The sequence below is a fragment of the Winslowiella arboricola genome, assembly GCF_025527015.1.
Classification (GTDB): domain Bacteria; phylum Pseudomonadota; class Gammaproteobacteria; order Enterobacterales; family Enterobacteriaceae; genus Erwinia; species Erwinia arboricola.
This window is the reverse complement of sequence record NZ_JAODIM010000043.1, coordinates 954,056-971,976: the sequence shown is the minus strand read 5'-3', so window position 1 is coordinate 971,976 and position 17,921 is coordinate 954,056. Positions and strand designations below refer to the sequence as shown.

16 protein-coding genes are annotated in these 17,921 nt (G+C 54.5%); 12 read left to right on the top strand and 4 right to left on the bottom strand.

The window, feature by feature from the left end; genetic code table 11:
- Positions 1-308 precede the first annotated feature (308 nt).
- Together bglB and N5923_RS21985 are read right to left on the bottom strand one after the other, a co-directional pair.
- On the bottom strand, positions 309-1,448 hold the full coding sequence (bglB, locus tag N5923_RS21990) for a beta-galactosidase BglB (protein WP_267143954.1): 1,140 nt from the start codon (positions 1,446-1,448) through the stop codon (positions 309-311).
- Between the two features lie 9 nt (positions 1,449-1,457).
- Positions 1,458-3,050 carry an MFS transporter gene (locus N5923_RS21985; protein WP_267143955.1) on the bottom strand — a complete coding sequence of 531 codons (1,593 nt, stop codon included), beginning with the start codon at positions 3,048-3,050 and terminating at the stop codon, positions 1,458-1,460.
- Positions 3,051-3,420: 370 nt separating this feature from the next.
- Between N5923_RS21985 and hinT the strand changes: the two genes are divergently transcribed.
- From hinT to N5923_RS21940, 9 genes are all read left to right on the top strand, one after another.
- On the top strand, positions 3,421-3,771 hold the full coding sequence (gene hinT / locus N5923_RS21980) for a purine nucleoside phosphoramidase (RefSeq protein WP_267143956.1): 351 nt from the start codon (positions 3,421-3,423) through the stop codon (positions 3,769-3,771).
- Positions 3,772-3,791: 20 nt separating this feature from the next.
- Entirely contained in the window at positions 3,792-4,160 is a 369-nt protein-coding gene (locus tag N5923_RS21975) for a YcfL family protein (protein WP_267143957.1), read from the top strand.
- A gap of 23 nt (positions 4,161-4,183) precedes the next feature.
- Entirely contained in the window at positions 4,184-4,762 is a 579-nt protein-coding gene (lpoB, locus tag N5923_RS21970) for a penicillin-binding protein activator LpoB (RefSeq protein WP_407704542.1), read from the top strand.
- Positions 4,746-5,573 carry a thiamine kinase gene (gene thiK / locus N5923_RS21965; RefSeq protein WP_267143959.1) on the top strand — a complete coding sequence of 276 codons (828 nt, stop codon included), beginning with the start codon at positions 4,746-4,748 and terminating at the stop codon, positions 5,571-5,573. Before lpoB ends, thiK begins: the two co-directional genes overlap by 17 nt.
- 87 nt (positions 5,574-5,660) lie before the next feature.
- A complete protein-coding gene (gene nagZ, locus N5923_RS21960) occupies positions 5,661-6,704 on the top strand; it encodes a beta-N-acetylhexosaminidase (protein ID WP_267144211.1) in 1,044 nt (347 codons plus the stop codon).
- A 107-nt stretch (positions 6,705-6,811) separates the two neighbouring features.
- Positions 6,812-7,354 (top strand): alpha/beta hydrolase YcfP, encoded by a 543-nt coding sequence (ycfP, locus tag N5923_RS21955; protein ID WP_267143960.1) that lies wholly within the window; start codon positions 6,812-6,814, stop codon positions 7,352-7,354.
- 221 nt (positions 7,355-7,575) lie between these two features.
- Complete coding sequence (locus tag N5923_RS21950; protein ID WP_267143961.1) at positions 7,576-8,880, top strand: NAD(P)/FAD-dependent oxidoreductase; 1,305 nt, start codon at positions 7,576-7,578, stop codon at positions 8,878-8,880.
- A 286-nt stretch (positions 8,881-9,166) separates the two neighbouring features.
- The gene (locus N5923_RS21945; RefSeq protein WP_267143962.1) at positions 9,167-9,706 is read left to right on the top strand and encodes a glycine zipper 2TM domain-containing protein; all 540 of its coding nucleotides are present in this window, start codon (positions 9,167-9,169) and stop codon (positions 9,704-9,706) included.
- Positions 9,707-9,920: 214 nt separating this feature from the next.
- The gene (locus tag N5923_RS21940; RefSeq protein ID WP_267143963.1) at positions 9,921-10,505 is read left to right on the top strand and encodes a hypothetical protein; all 585 of its coding nucleotides are present in this window, start codon (positions 9,921-9,923) and stop codon (positions 10,503-10,505) included.
- A gap of 207 nt (positions 10,506-10,712) precedes the next feature.
- On the opposite strand, the gene mfd is transcribed toward N5923_RS21940, so the two are convergent.
- Both mfd and N5923_RS21930 read right to left on the bottom strand, forming a co-directional pair.
- Positions 10,713-14,156, bottom strand: coding sequence for a transcription-repair coupling factor (mfd, locus tag N5923_RS21935; protein WP_267143964.1), 3,444 nt, complete (start codon positions 14,154-14,156; stop codon positions 10,713-10,715).
- Between the two features lie 115 nt (positions 14,157-14,271).
- Positions 14,272-14,481 (bottom strand): hypothetical protein, encoded by a 210-nt coding sequence (locus tag N5923_RS21930; protein ID WP_267143965.1) that lies wholly within the window; start codon positions 14,479-14,481, stop codon positions 14,272-14,274.
- 254 nt (positions 14,482-14,735) lie between these two features.
- Here N5923_RS21930 and lolC point away from each other — a divergent pair, with 254 nt between their 5' ends.
- The 3 genes from lolC to lolE are packed head-to-tail and all read left to right on the top strand — an operon-like array spanning position 14,736 to position 17,876.
- Positions 14,736-15,935 (top strand): lipoprotein-releasing ABC transporter permease subunit LolC, encoded by a 1,200-nt coding sequence (gene lolC, locus N5923_RS21925; RefSeq protein ID WP_267143966.1) that lies wholly within the window; start codon positions 14,736-14,738, stop codon positions 15,933-15,935.
- Positions 15,928-16,632, top strand: a complete 705-nt coding sequence (lolD, locus tag N5923_RS21920) for a lipoprotein-releasing ABC transporter ATP-binding protein LolD (protein WP_267143967.1) — start codon at positions 15,928-15,930, stop codon at positions 16,630-16,632. Before lolC ends, lolD begins: the two co-directional genes overlap by 8 nt.
- Positions 16,632-17,876 (top strand): lipoprotein-releasing ABC transporter permease subunit LolE, encoded by a 1,245-nt coding sequence (gene lolE, locus N5923_RS21915; RefSeq protein ID WP_267143968.1) that lies wholly within the window; start codon positions 16,632-16,634, stop codon positions 17,874-17,876. Before lolD ends, lolE begins: the two co-directional genes overlap by 1 nt.
- Positions 17,877-17,921 lie beyond the last annotated feature (45 nt).

Genomic DNA, 17,921 nt, shown 5'->3' with positions numbered 1-17,921 from the left:
TGTGGGGAGGGTACATCCATAAAATTAAGCGTGTTTCAAACGCCTGGTGCCTCGCCATGGTGCATATCATCGGCACGGGCGGCGAGAACGCCGCCCCTACAGAAAATTCATAGGCTTATGTAGGGGCGGCGTTCTCGCCGCCCATAAAATCACCAATGGTACAATGATAGCGTTGACCTTTGGTGGCGCAACTTTAGCGAAGTCCCTGAAAGCGCGGATGTAAACGGCCACTTTAAGCGGTATTTCTCTTAACTGACCAACATTAGAGCGCAAGCTCCCTTAATTATTTCACCGCCCGGACCTTCCGCTTACAAATAAACCCGCAGATACTCGGTTAAGCACAGCAGTGCCATTGCCTGGCCATACGGCATTGAGGTCAGCGGGATCTGGCGGTAATAGTCCAGATCCTTGCCCATCGCGGTACCAAATGACACCTGCGTCAGCTCACCGTCGGCATTGATATGCCTGATCACCCCCTGCAAGGCTTTCTCCGCCATTGGCAGATAATCGCGTGAGAGATAACGCTTACGTACGGCTTTCAGAATACCGTAGGCAAAACCGGCACTGGCCGAGGCTTCCGGGTAGCTGTCGCGATCATCCAGCAGGGTGTGCCACAGTCCACTGTCATGCTGGTATTGCTCCAGCGCCGCCACCTGGGTTTCCAGCGTCTGCAACAGAAAACGGCGGGTGGCATGGTTTTCCGGCCATGCCATCAGCTCGATAAACTCCGGAATGGCGATGGTTAACCAGCTGTTGCCGCGCGCCCAGCGTGCACTGGCAAAGTTATGTTCGCCGTCAAAGGTCCAGCCGTGGAACCATAAGCCACTCTGGCGATCCATCAGATACTGCACATGCAGTAAAAACTGGTAGCTGGCCTCTTGCAGATACTCTTCGCGCCCCAGCAGCTTACCGATTTTCGCCAGCGGCAGTACGCTCATCATTAGCGTGTCATCCCACAGCTGTTGATGGTTTTCATTGTTATAGACAATATGCTGCAGGCCGTTGCATCGCGTGCGTGGCATCTCATACATCACCCATTCCGCCCAGCGTTCCAGCACTGGCAGCAGCGCCGGGTTGCCGCTCTCTTCATAGCGATAAGCCAGCGTCAGAAACGGGCAGACGGTGTTGACGTTTTTGGTCGGTGTTCCTTCCGCCAGGCGGGCGGCGAACCAGTCATCAATGATCGCCAGCGTTTTTTGATCGCCGGTCTGCTGATAATAGTGATACATGCCATACAGGCCGATACCGTGGGTCCACTCCCAGCCTGCCCAGCCTTTGGTATCGATCACCCGACCATCATCCAGCCGCAGTAAGAACTCGCCGCTATGGTCGGTAATATTCACCAGATTATCCTGCAGTTTGCCAATCAGTTGCATCAGCTCCTGACGTGGCAGCAGATATTCGGGCTGGCGAAGTAATGCGCTCTGTTTAACCGGGAATATCGTCATTATGCGATCCTATCGTTTTATCGTGTGAGTGACGGGCACCGTGCCGCTGTGGGCTACTGGCAGTGCGGGCGCCGGTGCTTTATTGCGATTCAGGAAACCAATATCGTTGTTACCCCACAGGTTTTCGTATGGTATACCGGCAAGAACTTCCACCGTGGCGCGGGCGTCCGGGGTGATTTTTTCCGGTACCGCGCGGCCCGCCTCGCGCATTTTCAGCGTCTCGGCGCGCAGGGTGCTGTGGGTATGCAGATTGAGTTTGAAACGCAGCGAGATAAAGAAGCCCATCGCCAGTACGGCCACGGTGCCAACGCTGAGGATCAGCAAAATGGTATGAGTCACCGCTTCGCTCTGGCTGGGCTGGCCGGAAACGAAACCGGAGAGCTGCAGCACGATGCCGACAAACATCACCGCACCCGCCTGCGAGGCTTTACGCGTCAGGGTCATAATGCCGGCAAAGATGCCTTCACGGCGCTGGCCGGTAATGACCTCATCGACGTCGGCGATATAGGTGTAGATATTCCATGGCACGTAGTTGATACCACCGCGGCCGAGACCGGCAATCGCCGAGATCAGCAGTAACAGCGACATATTGTCATTCATGCCGGCATACCACAGACCGGCATAGGAGAGGGCGCTGCAACCAAACAGCACCACCACCAGGCGATAGGAGGGCGCGGGCCCAAGGCGGATACAGAGTGGGATCATCCCCATCACGGCGATAAATTGCAGAATCGCCATCGTCCCCATCAGGCTGGAGGCGACCTGTGCGCTTTGCATCAGCACAAACACCACATACCAGGTGAACACCGCATTAAACACGTCCTGGGCAATATAACCGCCGAGGTACATACCGAGATGCTGACGGAAGATACGGATGCGGAAAGTGGAAGCCAGTTCGACATACAATCTTTTCAGGCTCTGCAGTAAGTTGAGCTGCTGTTTTTCCTCTTCAGCGCGGCGCGATTCCTCTGAGAAATCTTCCGCCGCGCGTTCCCAGGTAAAGAACCATACCAGCGTCAGCACCAGTGCGCAGATCACCGAGAACACCAGGCTGGAGTAGAAAAACGAGATGGCATTATCTTTGCCGAAAATACCCAGCAGGATGCCCGGCAGGAAAGCGGCAAGGATCGCCGACAGCTGTGCCAGCGCGATGCGGGCGCCGGAGAACTTGGTTTTCTTTTTAAAGTCATCGGTCATTTCCGGCACCAGCGTTTCATATGGCACCAGAATCATGGTGTAGACGATATCGAACAGCAGATAAGTCAGCAGATAATACAGATAGCTCATATCGCCAACCCACATCAGGCTGTAGCTGAAGACGCAGGGAATACCGAGCAGGATAAAGAATTTACGGCGACCAAAGCGCTTGCCCAGCCGTGTTGAGCCGAAGTTATCGGTCAAAAAGCCCATCAGCGGACTGATAACCGCATCAAGCACGCGCGCCATTGCAAAGATAAAGGTGGCTTCGATCGGCGTCAGGCCACAAAAGTTGGTATAGAAGTAGAGCAGCCAGGCGGCGGTCAGCGCGGTCGTGCCAGCGCCGAGAAAATCGCCAGAGCCGTAAGCGAGGTAGTTGGCTAAGCCAATTTTACGAGAGGGCATCTTCAATACTCCCTGGTCAAAACCTGTAGTGAAAAAACACGGATACCGGACAACTCAGACGGATTGGCATGAAATTAGAGCGATAGCGACGGCTTAACCTTCGCAATTTGGCAATCCGCTAATGGAAAGTGGCAAAAATACAAAGAGCAGGCTGACCAGAGTCTAAATTTATAAAACATCGTTTTATTTTTGTTGGGCGCAGCATGCAGAAGTGCGAGAGATCGCACATAAAATCGTAAAGAAGGGTTAACTGAGGCGGAAATGGCGTAAAGCTATGCGGCAGGTAAAAGAAAAGTCACTTGAGGCTTGAAAGAAAACAAATTTCTCGCTCATACTGCCATAACTTATCTTTTCGCTAAGGATTTACACGATGGCTGAAGAAACTATTTTCAGTAAAATCATTCGCCGCGAAATTCCGGCTGATATTGTCTATCAGGATGAGCTGGTGACCGCTTTTCGTGATATCGCCCCGCAGGCACCGACTCATGTGCTGATTATTCCCAACGTGCTGATTGCCACCACTAACGATACGACAGAAGCGCATGAGCAGGCGCTGGGACGGATGATAACCGTGGCGGCGAAGATTGCCAAAGCCGAGGGTATTGCCGAAGAGGGTTACCGTTTAATTATGAATTGTAATCAACATGCTGGTCAGGTGGTGTACCATATTCATATGCACCTGGTTGGCGGTCGTCCACTTGGGCCTTTGCTTTCTCATTGATAACTCAGCGGACTCCCCCTATGCGCGCTCTGTTTACCGGTATTGCCGTGCTGCTGGCCCTTAGCGGTTGCAGTAGCAAGCCGCCAAAGATCAATACCTCGCAGTCACTGGTAATGGAGTCCTCAGTATTATCGGCGGGCATCACCACCGATGAACCGACAATCAGCGAACGCGACGGACAACAGCGCGCCGCCAGCGTGCTGGATAATCAGCAGGAAAATGCGGTGGAGGTGAACTATCGCTTTTACTGGTACGACGATAAGGGTCTGGAGATTCAGCCTTTTGAACGCCCGCGTAAGGTGGTGGTGCCTGCACACGCTAAAGTCGAAATCGCTTCGCAGCTGGGTAATCTTACCGCCAGCAAAGTGCGACTTTATCTCTATCTTTAAGGGGAACATTTGTGACCAGCAGTATGTATAAACTTTCCGGCGTGATGTTACTGGCGCTGATCCTCAGCGGTTGTGTCCGTGAACAGCAACCTCAACAGCCAGCCCCGGTAGAACCGGCCCAGCCAACACAACCCGTTCCGCCGCCGCAACCGCAACCCGGTGTGCCGGTTCCACAGCCGCCAAAACTGGTATCCATTAACTGGGATGCCAGCGTGCAGCCGTTAGTGGCGAAAATGTTGCAGGCTGATGGCGTAACTCAGGGCAGTGTGTTGTTAGTCGATCGGATTAAGAACAGCACCAATGGCAATCTGCAGACCGCCAAAGCCACTGCCGCACTGCAAAATGCGCTGGCGAATAACGGCAAATTCACCCTGGTGACCAACCAGCAGCTGAATGTCGCCAAACAGACCCTCGGTCTGTCGCCGGAAGACAGCCTGACCTCACGCAGTAAAGCGATTGGTCTGGCCCGTTATGTCGGCGCGCAGTATGTGGTTTACACCAATGCGCAGGGCGATGTGAAATCCCCTGAACTGCAAATGCAGCTGATGCTGGTGCAGACGGGCGAAATCATCTGGTCGGGCAACGGTGACGTACAGCATTGATCCCACGCTGCGGCAGCTTATTGTCCGACAGTTTCCGGCGGCTCAGGCCGCCGGTTGCTTTTCCCCATTAGCCGGGCTGACCGGTCTTACTGCTAAAGTGACTGTCGGCCAGCAGCAGATGCTGGCGCGCCGGGAGTCGTCGCAACCGATCCCGTTTGTCAGCCGCCGCCGTGAATATCGCCTGCTAAAGCGTCTTGCCAGTAGTGGCCTGACGCCGCAGGTATATGGGCATAACCCGCACTGGTTACTGCTGGAATGGCTGCCGGGTGAGGTGCTGGACGGCAGTCAGATCCCGCAGCATCTGGCCGAACTGGTGGCGATGCTCAGTCGCCTGCATCATCAACCGCTTAGCGGTTACCGCTTGCAGATATTGCCGCTGTTGCAGCGTTACTGGCAGCTGTGCCGCCAGCGCAATATCCGCTGGTTACGCGCATTACAGCGGCTGACGTGTCGGGGTGAACCGCAACCGCTGCGTCTGGCGCCGCTGCATATGGATATCCACGCCGGCAATATTCTGCAGTGTGGCGCTCAGTTGCGGCTGATTGACTGGGAGTATGCCGGTGACGGCGATATTGCTTTAGAGCTGGCGGCAATTATCGCGGCGAATACGCTTTCCGGTACGCTTAGCGGCGAGCTGGTGGCGGATTATGCGCACCACAACCAGATCGATTGCCATGAGCTGACGCAGCAAATTGCGCGCTGGCAGCCGTGGCTGCGCGTGCTGATGGCCAGCTGGTATCAGCTGCGTGCCGAACAGAGTAGCGACTGCCATCTGCAGCAACTGGCCGCCGACGCCTGGCGGGCGCTGTAAGCAGCGATTTTCCGATTTCCCCTCCTGCAAATCACGCGGCGATCGCCTATTATGGGCGCCTGCTTTGCAACAGGAATACTATCTATGATGGAGCTGACCACGCCTGGTCCGGTGATGCTGGATGTCCAGAGCTATGAACTGGATGCCGAAGAGCGCGAAATTTTACAACATCCGCTGGTGGGCGGTCTGATTCTGTTTACCCGCAATTATCACGATCCTGCGCAGCTGCGCGAGCTGGTACGCCAGATCCGTGCAGCTTCACGTAATCGTTTAGTGGTGGCGGTGGATCAGGAAGGCGGGCGCGTGCAGCGCTTCCGCGAGGGGTTTACCCGTTTACCGGCGATGCAGTCATTCGCCGCGTTGAATGACAGCATCAGCGCCGGTGAACTGGCGCAACAGGCGGGCTGGCTGATGGCATCAGAGATGATCGCCATGGATATCGATATCAGTTTTGCCCCGGTGCTGGATATCGGCCATATCAGTGCGGCCATTGGCGAGCGCTCTTTCCACCAGGATCCAGCGATTGCGCTGGCGGTCGCGCGTCGTTTTATTGCCGGGATGCATGAAGCCGGCATGAAAACCACCGGTAAGCACTTCCCGGGGCATGGCGCCGTCAGCGCCGATTCGCATAAAGAGACGCCGCACGATGGCCGCGATGAAGCGCTGATCCGCGAGCATGATATGCAGATCTTCCGCCAGCTGATTGATGAGCGGGCGCTGGATGCGATTATGCCCGCGCATGTGATCTACAGCGAGGTTGATCCGCGCCCGGCCAGCGGTTCGCCGCACTGGCTGAAGCAGGTATTACGCACTGAGCTGGGCTTTGATGGCGTGATTTTCTCCGACGATCTGTCGATGGAAGGGGCGGCGATTATGGGTAGCTATGCAGAGCGCGGTCAGGCTTCGCTCGATGCCGGTTGCGATATGATTCTGGTGTGCAATAACCGCGACGGGGCGGTGAGCGTGCTGGATAATCTGTCACCAGTGAAAGCCGAACGCGTCAGCCAGTTGTATCACCAGGGATCGTTCAGCCGTCAGCAGCTAATGCAGTCAGAACGCTGGAAGCGCGCGAATCGTCAGCTGACTCAGCTGCATGAGCGCTGGCTGGCGCATACCACAGCGGGCAAATAGCCCCCAGGCGCTGCTGCAGTCGATAATCTGTCATCGATCAAAGCAGCGCCGCGAATTAAGCTCTATCTTTAGTGTGGGTTTTACCGTAACCAACGCTGAGGATAACGATGATCATCTATCTGCACGGTTTTGATTCAAACAGTCCGGGGAATCATGAGAAGGTACTGCAACTGCAGTTTATCGATCCCGATGTACGTTTGCTGAGTTACAGCACCCTGCATCCGAAACATGATATGCAGCATTTGTTAAAAGAGACTGACAAAATGTTGCAGCTGAACGTGGATGAGCGGCCGCTGATTTGTGGCGTAGGCCTCGGCGGCTACTGGGCAGAACGTATCGGTTTTCTCTGCGATATTCGCCAGGTGATGTTTAATCCTAATCTGTTCCCCCAGGAGAATATGACCGGCAAAATCGACCGGCCAGAAGAGTACCTGGATATTGCCACTAAATGCGTCAGTAATTTTCGTGACAAAAATCGCGATCGCTGTCTGACCATCCTTTCCCGCCGCGATGAAGCGCTGGATAATCAACGCAGCGCCAGCACCTTGCATGATTATTACGAGATTGTCTGGGATGAGGTAGAGGGACATAAATTCAAAAATATTTCTCCGCATTTACAACGTATTAAGGCTTTTAAGACCCTTGGCTGACCGGGTTAAACGTGGCCGGAGAGCCCCGGCCATCGCCGGTTATATGGGTATTAATCCGAGTTTTAAGCGTTAAAATTGACCCTGATCAATTTTGGTATGACCTGCTTACCCCGCCATGTTATCCTGCCTTCAGATAGCGATTTAAGTTCGCCAACCCTATGTTTACTAAGGATATTATTTTAACCTTTAGTTAACGATTGGTTCACATTTGAGGGGGTCTTTTGACTACACCAATAAAGAAAATTGTCATCGTAGGTGGCGGCGCAGGAGGACTTGAGCTGGCTACCCAGCTGGGTCACAAACTGGGCCGTAAGAATAAAGCGGAAATTACGCTGGTTGACCGTAATCATAGTCATTTATGGAAACCGTTGCTGCATGAAGTGGCAACCGGTTCTCTCGATGAAGGTATTGATGCGCTAAGCTATCTGGCGCATGCCCGTAACCATCATTTCCAGTTCCAGCTGGGAACGGTGACCAACCTCGATCGTGAATCCAAATCTCTGCAGTTGGCTGAAATCCGTGATGCGCAGGGCGATTTGCTGGTGCCGGAGCGTGAGCTGGCATATGACACGCTGGTAATGGCGCTGGGCAGTACCTCGAATGACTTTGGTACTGCGGGGGTGAAAGATCACTGCATCTTCCTCGACAACCCAGGCCAGGCACGTCGTTTCCATAACGAAATGCTCAATCTGTTCCTGAAGTTCTCCTCGAACGAAGGGGCAAATGATACGGTCAATATCGCCATCGTCGGCGGCGGCGCCACCGGCGTAGAGCTTTCCGCTGAACTGCATAATGCGGTGAAGCAGCTGCACAGTTATGGCTATAAAGGGCTGGATAACTCCGCACTGAACGTGACGCTGGTAGAAGCTGGTGAGCGCATTCTGCCGGCGCTGCCGCCGCGCATCTCCGCAGCGGCGCATCAGGAACTGACGAAGCTGGGCGTGCGGGTATTAACCCAAACCATGGTGACCAGTGCTGATGCTAAGGGCCTGAATACCAAATCCGGTGAGTTTATTGAAGCCGACCTGATGGTGTGGGCAGCCGGTATTAAAGCGCCAGATTTTATGAAAGAGCTGGGTGGGCTGGAAACCAACCGTATTAATCAGCTGGTGGTGAACGAAAACTTACAGACCACCCGCGATGAGAATATCTTCGCCATCGGTGACTGTGCTTCCTGCGCGCTGCCGGGTGGTGGCTTTGTACCGCCGCGTGCGCAGTCGGCGCATCAGATGGCCTCGCGGGTACTGGGCAATATTCTGGCGCAGATCAAAGGCCAGCCACTGAAACCCTACGTCTATAAAGATCACGGTTCACTGGTTTCATTGTCACGCTTTACTACCGTCGGTAGCCTGATGGGTAATCTGATGCGCGGCTCGATGATGATTGAAGGGCGTATTGCCCGCTTCGTCTATATCTCCCTGTACCGTATGCACCAGATTGCATTGCATGGCTACTTCAAAACCGGCCTGATGATGCTGGTGGGAAGTATCAACCGGGTGATCCGCCCGCGTCTGAAGCTGCACTAAGCACCAGTGGCGGGGGCAATCCCCGCCATTTCAATCGATTAACTGCATCCTGTTACCCTGTCACCATCACTTTATCCTCTGAAACGCCGTGCAAACCAGCCAGATAAGAACACTCTGAAAAGGTTTTTCTTATCGCTTTCGTCCGCTTGTCTGATTGTCGCGTTTCGTTACTTTCTGCAAACTTCAGGTTAATGACCACGGCGCGTCGCGCACGCCGGGAATGCCAAAGCTGCAAAGGAACTGGCAGTGGCAATAGATGCGCGGTAACAATTCAGGAGGATTTCCTGTGAATAAATCAATGTTAGCGGGTATAGGTATTGGCGTGGCAGCGGCATTAGGTGTTGCCGCCGTTGCAGGTATGAACGTCTTTAGCAGCGGCCCGCAATATGCTCAGGTGCTCTCCGCAACACCAATTAAAGAAACCATTAAAAATCCGCGTCAGGAGTGCCGTAATGTCACACTGACCCACCGTCGTCCGGTACAGGATGAGAACCGCATAACCGGTTCCGTACTGGGGGCGGTAGCGGGTGGCGTGCTGGGTCACCAGTTTGGTGGCGGACGCGGTAAGGATGTGGCGACCGTTGCGGGCGCACTGGCAGGCGGCTACGGCGGCAACCAGGTGCAGGGTGCAATGCAGGAGCGTGATACCTACACCACCAGCGAACAGCGCTGTAAAACGGTCTACGATAAGCAGGAAAAAATGCTGGGTTACGACGTAACCTATAAAATTGGCGACCAGCAGGGAAAAATCCGTATGGAGAATGATCCCGGCACCCGTATTCCGCTGGATAATAAAGGCCAGCTGGTGCTGAATAATCAGGCCTGAGCAGGCGAAGATTAAGATCATCCTGTTACAGGACCGGTTAATTAAATAAAAATCCGTAAGCACCAATGTGCAAACGGATTTTTTTTTGCATTTGCAAAAGTTGGCGTGGATCACGGCGTATTTACATAAAATGGCACTATTGCAAAATAAAAATCGGATATTATCGAGACAGAAAAATCAGCAGCATAGTTGAAAAGGAATTTAGGCTATTCATATGACAAAATTTATCATTCACCATATCAACCAATTTTCGATAGTTCATGCCGCAACATTTTTTTCTAATGGGGTGGAGTATGAAATAACTTTCCAAAAGCTATCGTCGGATAATTTAATTGACTCAACATTAATTTTTCCGGATAACTTTATATTTAGTAATAAAGGATGCTGGGAAGTTACATTTGATATAGCCGAAAACGCCAGAAAGGGCACTCATTACCACCCCCCTGTACTGGGAAGGGTAAATGCGATTCAGGTATTTCGCATTGTTGAAAATATAATTATTGATCACTACAAGCAGTTCCAGGGTGGCATGTATATGTATCTTCCAGTTAATGATGAGGTTGCTGCTATATACCGGCGGTTAGCCAGTAAAAGACTTGGGAAGGGAATCACATTAGAAATCGGTCTTGAACCCTACAGGAGAGGAAATGTCTTACGCACGCCGCAAAGCTATACAGGAACGTCCTGCAGAAATGCAGGCAGCAATAGACAAACTTGGAGCAAGGATGCGTCTTATCCACGAGGCGCGTATCTCAGGGAAAATGGTTCCGGCAACCCTCGAACAAGTGCTGGAATGTAATCGGGCCACCCAACAGGAGACAATACGTCGGCAAGCGATGCGGGAACATCCCGCTGAAAATATAGTGTTTAAATGTGATATCTGTGCCAGAGAATATATTCCCGTGATGCGGGTTGATAACTAACGCGCGCAAGCGAAAAAATTTAATTACAGCAGGAAGCAACAATCAGCGATAACCATTGTTGCTTCCCCTGTCGGGATAAAATATCAGGCCGCATTCTCCAGCAGCTGAGCCATAAAATCACGTACCCACTTCATACGCAGCTTGCGATCGCCCAGTTCACGGATAAACTTCAGGCGCGTTGGCCCATCCAGCCGCCAGTGCTGCGGCTCTTTTTGCAGCAGACCAATCAGCCAGCCGGGATCGACGCGGTTTTTTTCAGCGAACTCAATAAATCCGCCTTTTTCACTGCCATCGATGCGACGAACGCCCAGTTTCTGCGCCACCAGACGCAGCGCGGCAATATCCAGCAGATTGCGCGCCGCATCCGGCAGCAAACCAAAGCGGTCAATCAGCTCAACTTTTAACTCATCCAGCTCGCCTTCACTCTGCGCACTGGCGATACGCTTGTAGAACGACAGGCGGGTATTAACGTCAGGAATAAAGTCATCTGGCAGCAGGGCAGGCATACGCAGTTCGATATCGGTCTGATTGCTGGTCAGATCCTCCAGCGACGGTTCGCGTCCCTCTTTCAGCGCGTCGACGGCATTTTCCAGCAGCTCCATATACAGCGAGAAGCCGATGGTTTCCATCTGCCCGCTCTGGTCTTCGCCCAGCAACTCACCGGCGCCACGAATTTCCAGATCGTGGGTTGCCAGCGCAAAGCCCGCGCCGAGATCTTCCAGCGAGGCGATAGCTTCCAGACGCTTGTGTGCATCGGTGGTCATCGCCTTTGGATGCGGCGTCAACAGCCAGGCATAAGCCTGATGATGCGAACGGCCAACACGGCCACGCAGCTGATGCAGCTGCGCCAGACCAAAGTGGTCGGCACGTTCAATAATAATGGTATTGGCGGTGGCGATATCGATACCGGTTTCAATGATAGTGGTACAGACCAGTACATTGAAACGCTGGTGGTGGAAATCATTCATCACCCGTTCCAGCTCGCGCTCACGCATCTGACCATGGCCGATGGCGACGCGGGCTTCCGGCACCAGTTCCGCCAGGCGTTGCGCGGCTTTTTCGATATTTTCCACGTCGTTATACAGGTAGTATACCTGGCCACCACGCAGCACCTCACGCAGAATCGCTTCGCGTACCACCAGGTCGTCATACTGACGCACAAAGGTTTTCACTGCCAGACGACGCGCCGGAGGGGTGGCAATAATCGACAGATCGCGCATACCGCTCATCGCCATATTCAGCGTGCGCGGGATTGGCGTCGCGGTCAGGGTCAGAATATCAACATCGGCGCGCATCGCTTTAATTCGCTCTTTATGGCGCACACCAAAGCGGTGCTCTTCATCGACAATCAGCAGACCCAAATCGCGCCATTTAATTTCGGTTTGCAGCAGCTTGTGGGTACCGATCAGAATATCAATCTTGCCTTCGGCGGCCTGCTCGAGGATCTGAGCCTGTTCTTTAGCAGTACGAAAACGGGAAAGCATTTCAATCCGCACCGGCCAGTTGGCAAAGCGGTCACGGAAGTTATCAAAGTGCTGCTGCGCCAGCAGGGTGGTCGGCACTAATACCGCAACCTGCTTATGGTTCTCGACCGCAAGGAATGCGGCACGCATCGCCACTTCGGTTTTACCAAAACCGACATCACCGCATACCAGACGATCCATCGCCAGTGGCTGGCACATATCACTGAGCACCGCATTAATCGCCTGCGCCTGATCCGGCGTGGTATCGAACGGGAAGCTTTCACAGAACAGCTGATACTGCTCGCGGTTATGTTTAAAGGCAAAACCGGTTTTGGCGGCGCGCTGGGCATAAATATCCAGCAGCTCGGCCGCCACGTCGCGCACTTTCTCCGCAGCTTTCTGTCGCGCGCGTGACCAGGCATCACTGCCCAGTTTATGCAGCGGCGCATTTTCGTCGGCGCCACCGGCATAGCGGCTTATCAGATGCAGTGACGAAACCGGCACATAGAGCCTGGCATCGTTGGCATAGGCCAGCATCAGGTATTCAGCGGTGATGCCACCGGTTTCCAGCGTGGTCAGGCCGATATAGCGACCGACGCCATGCTCCAGATGCACCACCGGCTGTCCGGGATGCAGCTCGGCAAGGTTACGGATCAGGACATCCGGGTTAATGGTGCGGCGGCTGTCCTGACGGCGGCGGGTCACGCGCTCACCCAGCAGATCACTTTCGCAAATCAGCGCGCGCTGACGCAGGCCATCAATAAAGCCGCGTTCGCTGGCGCCAACAATCAGATAGTGGCCGGTTTCGCTGGCCTGATCGAGACGGGAAATGGTTTTTGGCTGCACTTTGATTCGTGCCAGCAGCTCCTGCAGGGTTTCACGGCGGCCTTCACTCTCAACTGAGAAGATGACCGGGCCATCAAAGTTTTCAAGGAAGTGACGCAGATTATCCAGCGGGGCTTTCGCCTGTGCCTGCACCGCCAAATCCGGCAGCGGCTGATAGTTAAGATTGGTATGGGCGGCTTTATCTGCCAGCACGTCGCTGCTGAGCTGCACGCGCGGCCACTTTTTCAGTTCGCTAAACAGCTCGTCGATACGCAGCCACAGTTTTTCCGGCGCCAGCAGCGGGCGCATCGGGTCCACCCGGCGGTTTTCATAACGCGAGGTGACGTCCAGCCAGAAGCGGTCGGCGCTGCTTTCCAGATCGCCGGTATTCACTACCAGCGTATTATCCGGCAGATAGCTGAACAGCGCAGGCAGCGGCTGATCGAAAAACAGCGGCTGCCAGTATTCAATGCCGGCCGGCAACGTGCCTTTGCTGACCTGCTGATAAATATGCTCGGGTTCACGTCTGACGTCGAACTGTTCGCGCCACTGGCTGCGGAACAGTTCGATGGCGGCTTTATCGGTGGGGAATTCGTGGGCGGGCAGCAGATTAATCGCCGCCACTTCTTCCAGCGTCCGCTGCGTGTCAACATCAAACAGGCGCAGGCTGTCGATTTCATCATCAAAGAAATCAATACGGTACGGCTGTTCGCTACCCATCGGGTAGAGATCAAGCAGGGCGCCGCGGGTGGCATACTCGCCGTGGGCCATCACCTGGTCGACGCTGCGATAACCGGCCTGCTCCAGCTGACTGCGCAGGGTATCGCGCGACAGATGCTGACCTTTCTGCATCACCAGCGCGTGGCCGTGCAAAAAACTGTGCGGGCAGACGCGCTGCATCAGGGTATTAACCGGCAGGATCAGTACACCGCGTTGCAGCGTCGGCAGCTGATACAGGGTCGACAGGCGCGAGGAGATAATTTCCTGGTGCGGCGAAAAGCTGTCAAAAGGCAGCGTTTCCCAGTCGGCAAGGCTGGTGACCGGCTGGTCGGTAAACTGCTGAATTTCATCCTGTAAGCGCAGGGCATTTTGCATATCAGGTGCAATTAACATCACCGGTCCACGATGACGTTCAATGATTTCAGCGCACTCAACGGCACAAGCCGCGCCGGTCAGCTGCCCAAGCAGGGAGCGATCGCCGGCTTTCACAGGCAGGGAATAGCGAGTCTGTTCTGGCATAGTCGGTTCGACGTTCTCTTAATGATCCATATGGCGTAATGATTTCACAGAACGCGGCAGGGTGCACCTGATCGCGAACGGATTTTTGTGCGGCTAATTCAGCAGGGTAACCGCGTCACTTAGTCGACTGACGAGTGTAATGCATTTTTGGCCGATCGATATTGGCCCAGCACAATTCCTGCTCGACATGATAGCTGTGATTGCCGTCATCCCATTTGACGTAGTAACCGGTTGGCGAATCTCCCTGTTCAAACACATTCACCACTTCGCCTCTGATTTCACCGGATTTATGTTTAACGATACTGCCTTTGGGATATCTGAACATCGTACCACTCCAGCGCCGTTAAAACGGCAGTAATACTCAGGCCACATACTGTCAGTATAGTTTACGTCGCATGCAGGCTGGCCCGTTAACCGCTTAAAGCAGTATGGCTGCTGCTTTTTTACGCATTCAGGCAGCTGTCAGCACGATCTTTACAGCCTTTGCCGCAGACTCAGAGGCTTAGAGGTTCCATAAAGCGAGCCGCTCCTTTATCATCCCTGATCACTTTGCCTCAGCAAGCGCACAAGACGGATTACATGTATCAACCTGTTGCCCTATTTATTGGTCTGCGCTACATGCGCGGACGCGCCTCAGACCGCTTTGGACGGTTTGTTTCCTGGCTCTCCACCATCGGCATTACGCTGGGGGTACTGGCGCTGGTTACCGTATTGTCGGTAATGAACGGTTTTGAGCGTGAGCTGGAAAACAATATTCTTGGTCTGATGCCGCAAGCGCTGGTCACCAGCGATAAAGGATCGATTAATCCGCAGCAGGTCAGCGCCGACAGTCTGAAATTACAGGGCGTCAGCCGCGTTGCGCCGCTGACCACCGGCGATGTGGTGCTGCAGAGCGCACGCAGCGTGGCGGTCGGGGTGATGCTCGGCGTGGATCCACAAGAGCAGGATCCGCTGACGCCATATCTGGTCAACGTTAAGCAGTCCGATCTGCAAAGCGGAAAATATAACGTTATCCTCGGCGAGCAGCTGGCCGGACAGCTGGGCGTTAAGCGCGGTGACTCCCTGCGTCTGATGGTGCCTTCCGCCAGCCAGTTCACCCCAATGGGGCGCGTGCCGAGTCAGCGCCTGTTCAATATTATCGGTACTTTTGCCGCCAACAGCGAAGTCGATGGTTACCAGATTCTGGTTAATCAGCAGGATGCGTCACGCCTGATGCGTTATCCGGCGGGCAATATCACCGGCTGGCGTTTGTGGCTGAATGAGCCGCTCAGCGTTGATACCCTCAGCCAGCAAACGCTGCCGCAAGGTATGGTATGGAAAGACTGGCGCGAGCGTAAAGGCGAGCTGTTCCAGGCCGTACGTATGGAAAAAAATATGATGGGTCTGCTGCTGAGTCTGATTGTGGCGGTCGCGGCATTTAATATTATCACCTCACTTGGCTTGCTGATTATGGAGAAGCAGGGTGAAGTGGCGATTCTGCAAACCCAGGGCCTGACGCGCCGGCAGATTATGCTGGTGTTTATGGTGCAGGGTGCCAGCGCGGGCATTATCGGTGCGCTGCTGGGCGCCTTGTTTGGCGTGCTGCTGGCCAGCCAGCTCAATAATCTGATGCCCGTAATTGGCCTGTTCCTTGATGGCGCGGCGCTGCCGGTGGCGATTTCGCCATGGCAGGTGGTGGCGATTGCCTTTACCGCGATGGCGGTGGCGCTGCTGTCGACGCTTTATCCTTCCTGGCGCGCTGCCGCCGTACAACCCGCTGAGGCTTTACGCTATGAGTAATTCGATCCTGTTGCAGTGTAACGATCTGTGCAAACGCTATCAGGAAGGCAGCGTGCAGACAGATGTACTGCGCAATGTCTCTTTTAGCATTGAGCCGGGCGAAATGATGGCGATTGTCGGCAGCTCCGGCTCTGGCAAAAGTACCCTGATGCATCTGCTGGGTGGGCTGGATTCTCCTACCTCCGGCGAAGTGGTGTTTAACGGTAAATCGCTGAACAGCTTATCTTCATCGGCGAAAGCAGAACTGCGTAACCGCGAGCTGGGCTTTATCTATCAGTTCCACCATCTGCTACCGGACTTCACTGCGCTGGAAAATGTGGCGATGCCGCTGCTGATTGGCAAGGTGCATAAAAGCGAAGCGCAGGAGAAAGCGCACGCAATGTTAGCGGCGGTCGGGCTGGAGAAGCGTGCGACGCATCGTCCTTCTGAGCTTTCCGGCGGTGAGCGTCAGCGCGTGGCGATCGCCCGTGCGCTGGTCAATAATCCGCGGCTGGTGCTGGCGGATGAACCGACCGGAAACCTGGATGCGCGCAACGCGGACGCCATTTTTGATCTGCTGGGTGAACTCAATGTGCGCCAGGGCACCGCGTTTCTGGTGGTAACCCACGATCTGCATCTGGCGAAACGCCTGAAGCGCCAGATGGAGATGCGCGATGGTCAGCTGACTGGTGAACTGACGCTGGCAGGAGCGGTGTAATGGCTTCTTCTTTATCCCTGTTACTGGGATTACGCTTTAGTCGTGGCCGCCGCCGTGGCGGCATGGTGTCGCTGATTTCGGTGATCTCTACTGTCGGTATCGCGCTCGGCGTGGCGGTGCTGATTGTCGGGCTGAGCGCGATGAATGGCTTTGAGCGCGAGCTGAATAACCGCATTCTGGCGGTGGTGCCCCACGGCGAGATTGAGCCGGTAAATCAGCCGATGACCGGCTGGCAGGCGATGTTGCCGCGCATTGAAAAAGTGCCAGGCATTGCTGCCGCCGCACCCTATATCAACTTCACCGGCCTGATTGAAAGCGGCGCTAAACTGCAGGCGATTCAGGTGAAAGGGGTGGATCCGCAGCTGGAAACCCGCCTGAGCGCGCTACCGAAATTTGTCCAGAACAACGCCTGGTCGAGTTTTACCCCGGGCAAGCAGCAGGTGATTATCGGCAGCGGCGTAGCGAAATCGCTGAATCTGAAGCAGGGCGACTGGCTGACGATTATGATCCCCAACAGTGATACCGAACATAAACTGTTGCAGCCAAAGCGTGTCCGCCTGCAAGTTAGCGGGATACTGCAGCTTAGCGGCATGCTGGATCACAGCCTGGCGATGGTGCCGCTGGCCGATGCCCAGCAGTATCTGACCATGGGTGATAATGTCACCGGTATTGCGATTAAAGTTAACGATCCTTTTAGCGCCAATAAGCTGGTACGCGATGCCGGGCAGGTGACGCAATCCTATGTTTATATCCGCAGCTGGGTCGGTACTTATGGCTATATGTATCGTGATATCCAGATGATCCGCGCGATTATGTATCTGGCGATGGTGCTGGTGATCGGCGTGGCCTGCTTCAATATCGTGTCGACGTTAGTGATGGCGGTCAAGGATAAGAGCAGCGATATTGCCGTGCTGCGAACCCTCGGGGCGAAAGATGGGCTGATCCGCGCTATCTTTGTCTGGTACGGATTGATGGCCGGTTTACTCGGCAGCGTCAGCGGCGTGGTGGTCGGCGTGCTGGCGGCGTTAAATCTTACGCCGTTGATCCGTGGCATTGAAACCCTGCTTGGTCATCAGTTCCTGTCAGGTGATATCTACTTTATCGACTTTCTGCCGTCAGAACTGCACTGGCTGGATGTGATTTCGGTGCTGGCGACGGCGATTGTGCTGAGTCTGGTGGCAAGCTGGTATCCGGCGCGGCGCGCCAGCCGTATCGATCCGGCACGCGTGCTTAGCGGGCAGTAACGGCGGGCGGCGATGATGGGTACCGCAGGTAAGGGAAACGGGTAA